We start from the raw sequence: 13,477 nt of genomic DNA, 5'->3' as shown, positions 1-13,477 counted from the left end.
TTAAAACAAGATCCTCACCTTACCCGCTCCGGTTAAGGTTTCCAGCGCCAGCATGAGTTCGTCTGTCGGGTTCACCCTCCAGTTATCCCCCAACTTAAACTGGGCCTTAGCCTGTGGTTGAGCATAATTGACTATGATAGGTACTGCGCCCTTTTTCCATGGTTCCACCACTTGTTTAAAGCTATCTAGCCAAGTTTCATCGACCGAATCACTGGTGATATCCACCTCTAAAGCACTGGCAAAATGATTACGCGCCTCCCCCATATCTATGATGTTTCTGGCTGTCATACGGTTGCCACCGGAGAAGTCATCGAAACTCACCTCACCTTCGATGATCAAGATGCGATCTTTCTCCAGCAGGTGGTTAAACTTCTCGAACGCCTCGGTGAATAGCATCACCTCCAAACGGGCACTCTTATCATCCAGAGTCACAAGCCCCATCTTAGAACCTCGCTTGGTCATCATCACCCGCGTCGCAATCACAAGACCCGCGGCTTTCATGGTCTTGCCGCGCTCGGTAGGATGCACATCTTTGAGTCGGCCTGATGTATAGTGTTTCAGTTCTTTGAGGTACTGATTGATAGGGTGACCAGTGAGATAAAGACCTAAGGTTTCACGCTCACCTTCAAGCCAGACCTTATCCGGCCAAGGGGTGCACTGCACAAATTGCTGCTTAATATCTTCGGCGTCATTATTGAGTAAACCAAACATATCATGCTGGCCAATCGCTTCGGCCTTGGCATTTTGATCCGCGGCGCGAACAGCCTCGGGTAAGGTTGCCATCATGGCGGCGCGATGAGGCCCTAAGCTATCCAAGGCTCCGGCGCAGATGAGTTTTTCCATGATGCGCTTGTTTAACTTTTTAAGATCTACCCGGGCACAGAAATCGAATAGATCTTTGAACGGACCATCCTTACGCGCTGCCAGTATCGACTCCACAGGTCCATCACCGACCCCTTTGATGGCGCCGATACCATAAACGATGTTGCCTTCATCATCGACATTGAATTTAAGCAAACCCTTATTAACATCTGGTGGTAGCAGAGGCTGGCCCATGCGTTCACACTCATCCACCAGGATGACTATTTTGTCCGTGTTATCCATATCGGCAGACATTACCGCTGCCATAAACTCGGCCGGATAATGGGTCTTTAGCCAGAGTGTCTGATAGGAGACCAGCGCATAGGCGGCCGAGTGAGACTTGTTAAATCCGTAACCGGCAAATTTCTCCACCAGATCGAAAATTTTCATCGACAGTTCGCCGTCGATACCGTTATTGATGGCGCCCTCTTCGAAGGTACCACGCTGCTTGGCCATCTCTTCGGGTTTCTTCTTACCCATGGCTCGACGCAGCATATCCGCGCCACCAAGTGAATAACCCGCGAGCACCTGAGCGATCTGCATCACCTGCTCTTGATACAAAATAATGCCATAGGTGGGTTCGAGTACCCACTTAAGAGACTCATGTTGATACTCGGCATCGGGGAAAGAGACTTCCTCTCGACCGTGCTTACGTTCGATAAAGTTATCTACCATGCCGGACTGAAGTGGACCGGGACGGAACAGGGCCACCAGAGCGATCATATCTTCGAAGCTGTCTGGCTGAAGACGCTTGATCAAGTCTTTCATACCACGGGATTCCAGCTGGAATACCGCCGTAGTCTCATAACGCTGCAACAGTTTGAAACTCTTATGATCATCCAGGGGGATCGACTCGATACGCACAGGATCTTTACCCAATTTTTTCCGTTTGGGATTGATCATCTGCAGTGCCCAGTCGATGATGGTTAAGGTTCTCAGCCCCAGGAAGTCAAACTTGACCAGGCCCGCGGTCTCGACATCATTCTTATCGAACTGGGTAACCGGGTTTTTCCCTTCCGAGTCACAGTAGATGGGGGCGAAATCGGTAATTGTGGTCGGCGATATCACCACGCCGCCCGCATGCTTACCCGCGTTACGCGTCACACCTTCTAATATTCGGCACATGTCGATGAGATCTTTGACCTCCTCATCGCCATCGTAAGACTCCTGCAGCGCAGGTTCGACCTCGAAGGCTTTAGCCAGGGTCATACCAGGTTCGGCAGGCACCATCTTAGAGATACGGTCGACGAAGCCATAGGGATGCCCTAATACCCGACCCACATCTCGAATAACGGCCTTGGCAGCCATGGTACCGAAGGTGATGATCTGCGATACCGCATCACGGCCATAAAGTTCGGCCACGTGATCGATCACTTCATCTCGTCTGTCCATACAGAAATCGATATCGAAATCCGGCATGGAAACACGTTCTGGGTTAAGGAAACGCTCGAACAGGAGTTCATATTCCAGCGGGTCGAGATCGGTGATCTTGAGGGCATAAGCCACTAAGGACCCCGCTCCGGATCCACGACCCGGACCGATTGGAATATTTTGATCTTTTCCCCACTGAATAAATTCCATCACGATAAGAAAGTAGCCAGGGAAACCCATCTGGTTAATCACCTTAAGCTCGATATCCAGACGTTCATCGTATGCAGGACGCTTCTGTGCCCTAACCTCAGGATCGGGAAATAGAAATTCTAAGCGATCCTCCAAGCCATCTTCTGACACTTTTACCAGGAAGTCTTCGATGCTAAGTTCACCCGTAGGGAAGTTCGGCAGAAAATACTCACCTAGGCGCACGGTGACATTACAGCGCTTGGCAATCTCCACCGTATTGGCTATGGCTTCGGGAATATCTTCGAACAGCGCACACATTTCTTCGCTGCTCTTAAAATACTGTTGATCACTGTATTTTTTCGGACGACGAGGATCGCCTAAGGTAAAACCGTCGGAGATAGCGACACGGATCTCATGGGCGTCGAAGAAGTCAGGACTATTAAACACCACCTGATTAGTGGCCACCACAGGCAAGCCTTTCTCTTCTGCCAGCGCCACAGCCAGATGAAGATAGGTCTCTTCGTCTGGACGTCCAGTACGTAGCAGCTCCAGATAATATCGGTCGGGAAAATGAGTCTGATAAAACTCAACCAGTGAATCCACTTGAACCTGGTTGTCCTTTATCAGCGCCCTGCCAATATCTCCATGACGTCCACCCGAGAGCAGTAATAGTCCCTTACTGTATTTAACCAACCAATCTTGGTCGATAACGGCCCTATCGTTTATATGGCCTCTCAGGTAAGCATCACTGATTAATAAGGTTAAATTCAGATATCCGTCATTATCCATGGCTAACACAGTGACCGAACACAGCTCTTTGTCGAAACCAGGGACTCTAACCCAAAAATCTGCACCTATGATGGGCTTGATACCCGCACCATGACAGGCACCATAAAATTTAACTAAACCACATAAGTTAGTCTGATCGGTTAACGCCACAGCTGGCATGCCTAGCTCCGACACCTTAGCTAAGATAGGTTTCACTTTGGCCAGGCCATCAGACATGGAAAAGTCGCTGTGGACGCGCAGATGCACAAAACTAGGATCAGACATATTTTTGAGTACTTAAATTAGTAAAACAAATTAGTAAAAAAGGGACGATGGAAGCCTGAGAAAGATTAACAGAGTCAGACAAACCAAGCCAGAATGGTAAGTAAAAGGAACAAAATGTGTACCTAGCTTCTGGCTTCCAGATCCTTTGTTAATCTATCTCTTACCGGGCGGAAGCTCTTCCTATGTTCAGCTAGCACACCATGTTGCTCTAAGGCTTGAAAATGAGCCTTGGTTGGATAGCCTTTATGTTTAGCGAAACCATATTGAGGATGCTCCATATCGAGCAGTTCCATCTCTCTGTCACGGATAACCTTGGCGACAATTGAAGCAGCGCTGATGCCTGCAATCAAACCATCACCTTTCACTATGGCATGAGCCTCTAAGACGAGCTCTGTGTTGTCGCCATGATGAAAAGTGGGGGTCCGGTTGCCATCGACTAACACTTTCACGGGTTTAATCTCTAACCCAGCAACGGCCCTCTGCATGGCTAACATGGTGGCATGTAAAATATTGAGTTCATCTATCTCTTCTGGCGTCGCATGACCAACACTAATGGAAAGCGCTTTTTCATGGATCTCGGTGAACAGAGACTCACGTTTCTTCTCGGTCAGCTTCTTAGAGTCATTGAGCCCTAAGATAGGATTCTTAGGATCCAAAATCACCGCTGCGGTGACCACATTACCAACCAGTGGCCCACGACCGACTTCGTCAACGCCTGCGTATAACCCCAAACTCAAGATGTCTATCTGCTGGGGAGTAATACCTTTAAATACTGCCATGCCTAATACCTGCTAACTGAGCGCTAAAACTGAAAATGTATAGCTAGTGGGAGATGAGCTTAACCACGGCCTCTGCGGCGCGAGCACTCGCGTTGCATCTCAACTGACTATGGAGTTCAAGAAACTTCTTCTCGAGTTTGCTAAAATCACCGTCGAGCTGCATAGAGACTGCCGATGCAATTTTCTCTGGAGTACAGTTTTCCTGAATGAGTTCGGTCACCAAATCCTCTCCAGCGAGCAGGTTCGGTAGAGAATACTTGTCAATCAGCATCAATGATTTTGCTATGCGATAAGTGATCGGGCTAACACGATAGGCAACGACCATGGGCCGTTTAACTAGCATGGCTTCCAGAGTCGCGGTCCCTGAAGCCAACAAGATGCAGTCACTTGCGGCCATCACCTCTCTCGAGTGGCCTTCTATGATATGGATTTCAAGATCCGGGGCATATGTTTTCAGTGCCGCTTCAAACTGAGCACGACGCTTAGCATTCACAACTGGAGTCACGAAACGAATATCGGGGTATTTCTGCTTGATTATCTTAGCCGCGCGAACGAAAGGCTCGGCTAACAGCTTAAGTTCACCACCACGAGAACCGGGTAAAACCGCGAGATATTCCGCTTGAAGCGCTAACCCCAGCGCGGTGCGCGCCTCAATTTTATCACTGATAAGCGGAATATCATCCGCCAAGGTATGGCCCACAAATGTACATGGTACTCGATGTTCATCGTAAAACGCTTTTTCAAAAGGCAGCAATGACAATACCATATCTGTCGCCTTGGCTATTTTGAAAATGCGTTTCGGTCGCCAAGCCCACACCGAAGGACTGACATAATGCACCGTCTTGAGCCCCCGATTTTTTAGCTTGAGCTCGAGGCCAATATTAAAGTCTGGGGCATCGATACCGATGAAACAATCGGGCTTAATAGCACAAATTTCATCGATCAAGGTTTTACGAACTTTCAATAATCGAGGAAGACGAGACAAGACTTCAACTATGCCCATCACGGCAAGCTCTTCATAAGAAAACAGAGATTCAAAACCTAGGGCTTCCATACGAGGTCCGCCAATACCAATAAATCGAGCATTGGGGTAGCATTCTTGCAGCGCCTCGATTAAACCGGCGCCTAAAATATCACCGGAGATCTCTCCGGCAACCATAGCAAATATCATCTGTCTGTTTTCACTCATAGGATACGAGTCTTAAAATAGTAACGAATGGAGAATAGAGAGCCCTTAGTATAGGGCTCTTTAAAGAGAGGCCTAGCGGATGATGCCACGATTGGAATTAGAGACAAAATCAATCATAAACTTAACTTGCTCATCATCTGACTCTTCCGATAATGCAGCGATAGCCTCATCGATTGTCAAACCTTTACGATAGAGTGTCTTATAGGCCCTTCTAACCGCTATCTGACTCTCTTTCGAGAAGCCACGGCGTTTCATGCCTTCACTGTTCAATCCACGAGGAATACCAGGTTGACCCGATGCCATCACGAAAGGTGGCACGTCTTGCAAGATCAATGAATAACCGGCTGTAAACGCATGGGCGCCGATATGAACAAACTGATGCACACCTGTGAGTCCACCTAATATAGCCCAATCTCCGACATGGACATGACCGGCAATAGAAGCATTGTTCGACATGATCACATTATCACCCACCACACAATCATGGGCGATATGTACATAAGCCATAAATAAGTTGTTTGACCCTATACGAGTCTCACCCTTATCTTGAGTGGTCCCCCTATGAATGGTCACAGATTCACGCACGATATTATTATCGCCCATGATGAGTCGCGTTGCTTCACCCGAATATTTCTTGTCTTGGCAATCTTCACCTACAGAGGCGAATTGAAAGATTTTATTGCCTTTGCCGATAACCGTTGGGCCTTTGACAACGACATGAGAGCTTAGCCAACAATCGTCGCCAATCTCCACATCGGCACCAATATAGGTCCAAGGACCTATGGTCACATTGTTACCAATTTTGGCATCGGGATGAATATACGCTAATTTATCTATCACTTTTTAATCTCTCTGCGAGCACACATGATTTGTGCCGAGCATACTAGCTCACCATCAACTCGGACTTCACCAGCGAACACCCCAATCCCACGGCGCTCTTTAATCAAGTTAACAACAAAGTGTAGTTGATCACCAGGCTCAACCACACGCTTAAAACGCGCCTTATCTATGCCGGCGAAGTAGTAGAGAGACTCCTCTGCCGCAGCTTCCATAGATTTATAAGCCAACAGACCCGTTGCTTGGGCCATGGCTTCTAGAATTAATACACCTGGCATCACAGGTTGAACCGGGAAGTGTCCCTGAAAGAAAGGTTCATTGATTGTGACGTTCTTTATCGCGTGCAGAGACTCCCCCGGAGTATAATCCAAAACCCGATCGATCAATAAGAAAGGATATCTATGGGGCAGAGAATTCATTATCTCTTTGATATCCATGGTATTTAATTCATTTGACACACATTTTCCTTAGGCTGCCGCTCGGCAGTTAATTTTCTGTTTGATTCGATTTCTCAAGCTTTTTAACTCGTTGAAAAAGTTCATCTAACTGTCTAAATCTTACGGTATTCCTACGCCATAACTTATTTTCCATGGCGACAGTTGTAGATGTATACACCCCAGGCTTGCGAATAATACTGGTGACATTAGTGCCACCTGAGATATGAGTACCATCGGCGATGCTTAAATGACCGGCAACGGCACTATTTCCACCTATGATGCAGAACTTACCAATCTGCGTGCTACCCGCAATTGTCGAGTTACCGGCAATTGCAGTGTTTTCACCGATTATATCGTTATGGGCTATCTGTACCTGATTATCCAGTATCACACCATCATGTATTTGGGTATGTTCGATAGCACCGCGATCCACCGTAGTGCTGGCACCTATCTCGACTCGATTGCCGATACGAACGCCGCCCGTTTGGGGGATCTTAATCCATAGACCACGTTCATTGGCGTAACCGAAGCCATCGGAGCCAATAACGGCAGCCGAATGTATGATGCAGTCTTGCCCCAGATGTACATCATGATACAGAGTAACATTCGCCCACAGACGAGTACCTGAACCTAAGATGCAGTCTTGGCCAATAACACAACCTGGGCCTACTTGAACGTTTTCAGAAAGGATAACGTTTTCACCGATCACCGCATTAGCGCCTATTGCAACACCTTCGGCTAACTTAACCGAAGGGTGAATCACCGCAGAGTCATGTATTCCAATAGCGGCTTTGGGTGTAGTGTCCAAGAGCTGAGAAACTCGAGCGAAGCCGACATAGGGATCGTTTAATACCAGAGCATTACCGGTAAAACCTTCGACCTCTTGGGCTGAAATGAGCACTACGCTCGCCTGAGTATTCTCCAGCTGAGCGCGATATTTAGCATTAGCTAAAAAAGAGAGCTGACCTTGAGTCGCATTCTCCAGAGTCGCGACACTGGATATCTCCAATGCCTCATCACCTCGAATCTCTGCGCCTAATATACTAGCTAGCTCTTTTAGGGTATAGCTTTTCATTTATGATTAGCCTTTACCATTAACCTTTACTGAGTGCTTCGACAACTTTACTGCTGATATCTGATGTTGGTTTAACATAGATCACCGCACCGCGCTGAAGCACCATATCAATGCTCTCTTTCTCTGCGATAGCATTGATTGCCTGCTGAACTTTAACCAGTAGCTTATTCTGCTCTTCACCTTGACGACGACGCATATCTTCGTCCAGCGCCTTGCCCTTAAGCTGCAACTCAGATTTCATCGACTCCATCTTACGTACCATGTCAGTCTTCTGAGACTCGCTCATTAATGCGCCATCACGTTGCTGCTTCTCAAGCATGCCACGCAGCTCTTCCTGCATTTTCTGTACGCCAGCAACCCGATCACCAAATTCAGCCTTCAATGTCTTACTCACCTGCTCACGCTGAGGTAACTGCTCGAAAACAGCCTGCATATCTACCACTGCAATCTTCTCTGCCTGCGCCGCAATTGGTGCACTAAGAAGAACCAATACCATCATCGCGCGATTAAACATCTTTTTCACAATAAACTCCTTTTTCAGCAAAACTTGCCGATTATTCTGTATGTAAACTATTTCATTTTTGAAAATGTTAGTTTAGAAAGTTTTACCAATGTTAAACGAGAAGATTTCAGTTTCATCATCCTCGTATTCCTTAACAGGCCACGCCAAGCTGAATACCATAGGTCCCATAGGAGATAACCACTGAACACTCATGCCCGCAGAAGCTCGAATTCTGCTGGGATCAGAATAATCTGCAAGTTTATCAAATTCATGAGCCGGAAGGTATCTATATGAATCATAATCAAACTCGGTATCCCACACGTTACCCGCATCGAAGAAGAAACTGGTACGCACCGAGTTTGAATAAGCCTCATCCAAGAAAGGTGTAGGCACAATCACTTCAAAACTGGCAGTTGCAATCGCATTACCACCGATAGAGCGACCATCACTCACCTGGATCTTGTTTGGATCCCCCGGCAGATAACATCCATCTCCTGAAGCATCAGGAGAGCAAGGCTCTAAGCCACGGCTCAAATAGAATGAACGAGGCCCAACCGAATTAGACTTGAAACCACGCAGTGAACTGCTACCGCCTGAATAGTAGTTCTCCCAGAAAGGTAGGATTTGGTCGTTATCGTTAAATTGTCCATAACCATTACCATAGCCAAAACGTGCTTTCGCTAAGACTACCCAGTTGTGACTGCGAGTGAGTGGGAAATAGAAACTAGTATCAAAATCTGCCTTAAAATACTGCAGATCTGAGCCTGGAATCGTCACCTTAGTACTTAAACGCTGAGATGAACCGTCCGACGGGAAGGTGCCTCGGTTCAATGTACTGCGATACCAACCTAAATTAGCCTCGAAGTTATTGAAAGCCAGATCGGCATTAGGATCATCCGAATCCCGGTAGATGTTATAAAACCTAAGTGCCTGCTCATAGGCCGAAATTTCCGAGATGGTGTTATGACGGTAACCTATACCACCGTTGATACGGTTATATTCGTTGATCGGGAATCCCGAGTTAAGTGCAACACCATAGGAGCTGTTCTTGTATCGCTCAAGGTTAGCTTCGTGGGCGTCGAACTCGTTCCAGTAGATGCTGCCGCCTAAGCTGACCCCATCTTTGGTAAAGTAGGGGTCGGTAAAGGACAAGTTCACATTCTTAGAGTACTTGTTGGTATTGAGGTTAATACCCGCCTGGTTACCCGTGCCTAAGAAGTTGCTCTGTTGCACACCAAACTGCAGACTCATGCCAGACTCGGTACCATAACCCACACCGGCATTGAATGAACCCGAAGGTTGCTCCTTCACGTTGAACGCTATGTCTACCAGATCGTCGGTGCCGGGAACCTGTACCGTTTCGGTATCGACAGTTTCAAAGTAACCCAGACGATTCAGACGCGCCTTCGACTGTTCGACTTGAGCCGAGTTAAGCCAGGCACCTTCCATCTGACGCAGCTCACGGCGCAAGACTTCATCTTTAGTCACTTGGTTACCGGAAAAATTAATGCTCCGCACGTAGACGCGTTTACCCGGATTAATATTGACATTGAGGCTCACCTCTTTTGTCTCATCATTAATTTCAGGGTAAGTCTGAACTTCTGGGTATGCGTAACCGAAACGACCTAGATACTTACCGTACATCTCTTCGGCAAATGTCACGTCGGCACCATTATAAGTGTCACCAACCTTGATAGGCAGAATGGCCTTCATCACCTTCTCGCGCCCCATCAGGTCGCCGGTCAGGTTAACTTCAGTCACAGTGTACTGTTCACCCTCATCGACATTGATGGTGATATACAAGCCTTTGCGATCTGGGGTCATAGCGACCTGAGTCGAAGTCACGTCGAAGCGAATATAGCCGCGGTTATGATAGAAGCTCTTTACAGTCTCGAGATCCGCTTGAAGTTTCTGCTTCTGATAACGACGCTCACCAAACAGATCCCACCAAGCGACATAATCTTTAAGTTCCAGCATGCCAATCAACTCGGCATCGGTGAAAACTTCGTTACCCACTACGTTGATCTGCTTGATTTCGGCGGCTAAACCTTCGGTGAAGTTAAATTGTAATTCGACTCGATTACGAGGCAAATTAACCACTTCTGCTTCCACTTTAGCGCCATATTTGCCAACACCATAATAGAAATCTTGTAGGCTCTTTTCGATACCGGCGAGCATGGTTCTGTCTAATGACTCACCCACCTTGACGCCAGAGCCATCTAGGCTCTCTTGAAGCTGTTCATCCTTAATGTCCTTGTTACCTTCGAAGGTAACCGAACTGATGGTCGGACGTTCTTTGACTGTAACAATCAGAACACCGCCATCTCGACTGACTTCGATATGTTCGAAGTTTGTCGAGGCATATAAGCTTTTAATCGCTTGTTGAAGTTTAAGTTCATCGACAGTATCACCTACCTTGACTGGAATGGTCAGTAAGGCAGCACCTAGAGCTACGCGTTGTAGTCCTTGGACCTGAATATCTGTGACTTCAAATGGCTGGAATGTTTCTGCCCAACCGTTCCCTGATAAAGACGCACCGACTAATACCATCGAGGCAAAAAGTTTATTAAATCTCATAGAGCACTTCTAATTATGTGTGTGTCCTTGCTCAGAGTCGGGAGAAATCGTTGAAAAGCGCGACGCTCATCAACATCAGCAGCATGGCTGCCCCAAATCTGAATCCAATTTCCTGTACCTTTTCTGGCACAGGCCTTCCTGTGATCACTTCTATGAAGTAATACAACAAGTGTCCCCCATCTAGCACGGGCAAAGGCAGTAAATTGATAATACCTAAGTTAACGCTGATTAATGCGAGGAAACCTAAAAAGTAAACCAAACCATAACTAGCACTGCTGCCAGCACCTTGTGCTATAGATATGGGTCCACTTAAATTTTTAACAGACAAATCGCCAGTGATCAGTTTGCCAATCATCTTAAAGCTGACAGAGATAAGTTGCCACGTTTTATCCGCTGCCACGCCAAATGAATCGATGAAGCCATATTCGAGCTGTAACTTCATATTTTCAGGCCAATCTGCCTGAGTCGGCGCAACACCGATAACCCCTTCGATTTGACCTTGGGGCCCCTTGCGTTCACTAGGGATCACTTTTAGCTTAAATTGCTCACCGGCCCGTTTGACTGTAATAAACAAAGTTTGGTTGGCCGATGCTTTTATCTTGCTGACAAAATCGTCCCACCCACCGTAGGGCGTGCCATTAACGGCAATTAAGGTATCTCCGACTTCCAGGCCTGCTGCCGCGGCGGCGCCATCAGGACTCACTAATCCTAAAACAGGTGTTATTTCTGGTCTATAGAAATCGAGTCCTAATGAAGCGATTGGCGACTCTTTATCCGGATCGAACTTCCAAGATTCCGTGTTTAATCTATATTTAGTGCCTAGCGTTCCATCTGCACTATATTCCAGAGGAGTTAAGGTGATATCAATATGTGGCTCACCAATCTCACTCACCAAGGCATAAGTCACTTCTTCCCAGTTGCGAACACGTTTACCTTCGACCGAAGTTATCAGCATAGGTTCATGAATTTGAATTTGCGCCGCAGGGCTATCGATACGCGTAGCATCGATGACAGGCTTGAGTGCCGGTACGCCAATAAGATACATAAAATAGAGTGCAACAATGGCAAACATGAAGTTAGCCATTGGTCCAGCAGCAACAATAGCGATACGCTGCCATACTGTTTTTCGGTTAAACGCTTGATCTTTTAGTTCTTCCGGAACCTCATCCACGCGTTCATCAAGCATTTTGACGTAGCCGCCAAGGGGAATAATGGCTAACACATATTCGGTGCCATCCTTACCGACTCTTCGCCATATCGCCTTACCGAAGCCGATAGAAAAACGCTCTACTTTTACACCACAACGCCTGGCTACCCAAAAGTGGCCATATTCATGTGCGGCAATCAAGATACCTAATGCAATAACGAAGGAACCTAAGTTCCATAGAAAGTCGATCATTCCCATCCTTTGAGGTAGTTAAATCTTTGCTACCAACTCTAAAGCAAATCTGCGTGTTTGTGTATCTAATGCGATGATATCATCCAGACTCTTTAAAGAGCTCATAGATACCTTACTTAAACACGTTTCATTTACTTTGACTATATCAGTAAACGTTAACTTATTTTCCAAAAATGCAGCAACCGAGATTTCATTTGCTGCATTTAACACCGTCGTCGCTTCCTGACCTTGCTTACAAGCCTCAATAGCAAGAGAAAGACAGGGGAATCGTTCGAAATCCGGTTCAAGAAAGCTTAACTGTCCGACTTTGAAAAAGTCCAAAGGTTCAACTCCTGAGTTAATTCTTTGGGGATAAGACATACAATGAGCGATTGGCGTACGCATATCCGGGTTACCCAACTGAGCTAAAACTGAACCATCTCGATACTGAACCATAGAGTGAATCACACTCTGAGGATGAATGACGACCTTCAGCTGCTCAGGAGTAGTATTAAACAACCAACGCGCTTCAATATACTCGAGCCCCTTGTTCATCATGCTGGCTGAATCGACAGATATCTTGCGGCCCATAGACCAATTAGGATGCTTACAAGCCTGCGCCGGTGTCATGGCGCTAAGGGAATCCAGAGGAGAAGTAAGAAAAGGGCCCCCAGAACCAGTCAATAAAATATGCGATATTCCCGCACCATCTAGATCACAATAGCCAATATTGCTCTGAATCGACTCAGGTAAAGCCTGAAATATTGCATTATGCTCACTATCTACAGGCAATACTTGCGCACCAGAGGCCTTCATTGCTTCAATAAACAGCCTGCCAGACATCACCAGCGACTCTTTATTAGCAAGTAGGACTCGTTTACCCGCTTTAACAGCAGCTAAAGTCGGCAGTAAACCCGCGGCGCCAACAATTGCGGCCATAACGGTATCGACGCAAGGTGCACTGACAAGATCATCGAGTTCAGCAGCCCCTGTAGTGACTTCAACACCAGAACCTGCAGGTAACCGCTGATGCAAGAGCCTGGCGGAGTCTACATCGACCATATGGGCAATCGATGGCTTATGCTCTATGCACAGAGCTAACATCTTATCTACATTGGTATTCGCCACCAAGGCATATATGGAATATGCCTCAGGGTTGTTGCCAATGACACTTAAGGTGCTCGCACCTATCGATCCTGTTGCACCAAGTATGACCATTTTTTGCATTA

Annotated in this window: 10 protein-coding genes; all 10 read right to left on the bottom strand. The window is 46.9% G+C overall.

From position 1 onward, the window contains the following. The 10 genes from dnaE to ispC all read right to left on the bottom strand — a co-directional run bounded on the left by dnaE (position 1) and on the right by ispC (position 13,475). Positions 1 to 3,474, bottom strand: coding sequence for a DNA polymerase III subunit alpha (gene dnaE, locus FS373_RS05285; protein WP_144047463.1), 3,474 nt, complete (start codon positions 3,472 to 3,474; stop codon positions 1 to 3). A gap of 122 nt (positions 3,475 to 3,596) precedes the next feature. Next, complete coding sequence (rnhB, locus tag FS373_RS05280) at positions 3,597 to 4,253, bottom strand: ribonuclease HII (RefSeq protein ID WP_144047464.1); 657 nt, start codon at positions 4,251 to 4,253, stop codon at positions 3,597 to 3,599. Between the two features lie 43 nt (positions 4,254 to 4,296). Beyond that, positions 4,297 to 5,442, bottom strand: a complete 1,146-nt coding sequence (lpxB, locus tag FS373_RS05275) for a lipid-A-disaccharide synthase (RefSeq protein ID WP_144047465.1) — start codon at positions 5,440 to 5,442, stop codon at positions 4,297 to 4,299. 72 nt (positions 5,443 to 5,514) lie between these two features. Then, complete coding sequence (gene lpxA, locus FS373_RS05270) at positions 5,515 to 6,282, bottom strand: acyl-ACP--UDP-N-acetylglucosamine O-acyltransferase (RefSeq protein ID WP_144047466.1); 768 nt, start codon at positions 6,280 to 6,282, stop codon at positions 5,515 to 5,517. Continuing rightward, entirely contained in the window at positions 6,279 to 6,737 is a 459-nt protein-coding gene (fabZ, locus tag FS373_RS05265; protein WP_144047467.1) for a 3-hydroxyacyl-ACP dehydratase FabZ, read from the bottom strand. Before fabZ ends, lpxA begins: the two co-directional genes overlap by 4 nt. Before the next feature lie 28 nt (positions 6,738 to 6,765). Next, positions 6,766 to 7,791, bottom strand: a complete 1,026-nt coding sequence (lpxD, locus tag FS373_RS05260; RefSeq protein WP_152828882.1) for a UDP-3-O-(3-hydroxymyristoyl)glucosamine N-acyltransferase — start codon at positions 7,789 to 7,791, stop codon at positions 6,766 to 6,768. Between the two features lie 19 nt (positions 7,792 to 7,810). Then, positions 7,811 to 8,305: an OmpH family outer membrane protein gene (locus FS373_RS05255; protein WP_144049059.1), complete on the bottom strand. Its 495-nt coding sequence runs from the start codon at positions 8,303 to 8,305 to the stop codon at positions 7,811 to 7,813. 81 nt (positions 8,306 to 8,386) lie between these two features. Further along, a complete protein-coding gene (gene bamA / locus FS373_RS05250; protein ID WP_144047468.1) occupies positions 8,387 to 10,870 on the bottom strand; it encodes an outer membrane protein assembly factor BamA in 2,484 nt (827 codons plus the stop codon). A 31-nt stretch (positions 10,871 to 10,901) separates the two neighbouring features. After that, positions 10,902 to 12,269: a sigma E protease regulator RseP gene (gene rseP / locus FS373_RS05245; protein ID WP_144047469.1), complete on the bottom strand. Its 1,368-nt coding sequence runs from the start codon at positions 12,267 to 12,269 to the stop codon at positions 10,902 to 10,904. 18 nt (positions 12,270 to 12,287) lie between these two features. After that, positions 12,288 to 13,475 carry a 1-deoxy-D-xylulose-5-phosphate reductoisomerase gene (gene ispC / locus FS373_RS05240; RefSeq protein ID WP_144047470.1) on the bottom strand — a complete coding sequence of 396 codons (1,188 nt, stop codon included), beginning with the start codon at positions 13,473 to 13,475 and terminating at the stop codon, positions 12,288 to 12,290. Positions 13,476 to 13,477: the final 2 nt, after the last annotated feature.

This window comes from Shewanella sp. YLB-07 (genome assembly GCF_009377275.1).
Note: the sequence above shows the minus strand (reverse complement) of the source record. Positions and strands in the feature narration are given on the sequence as shown.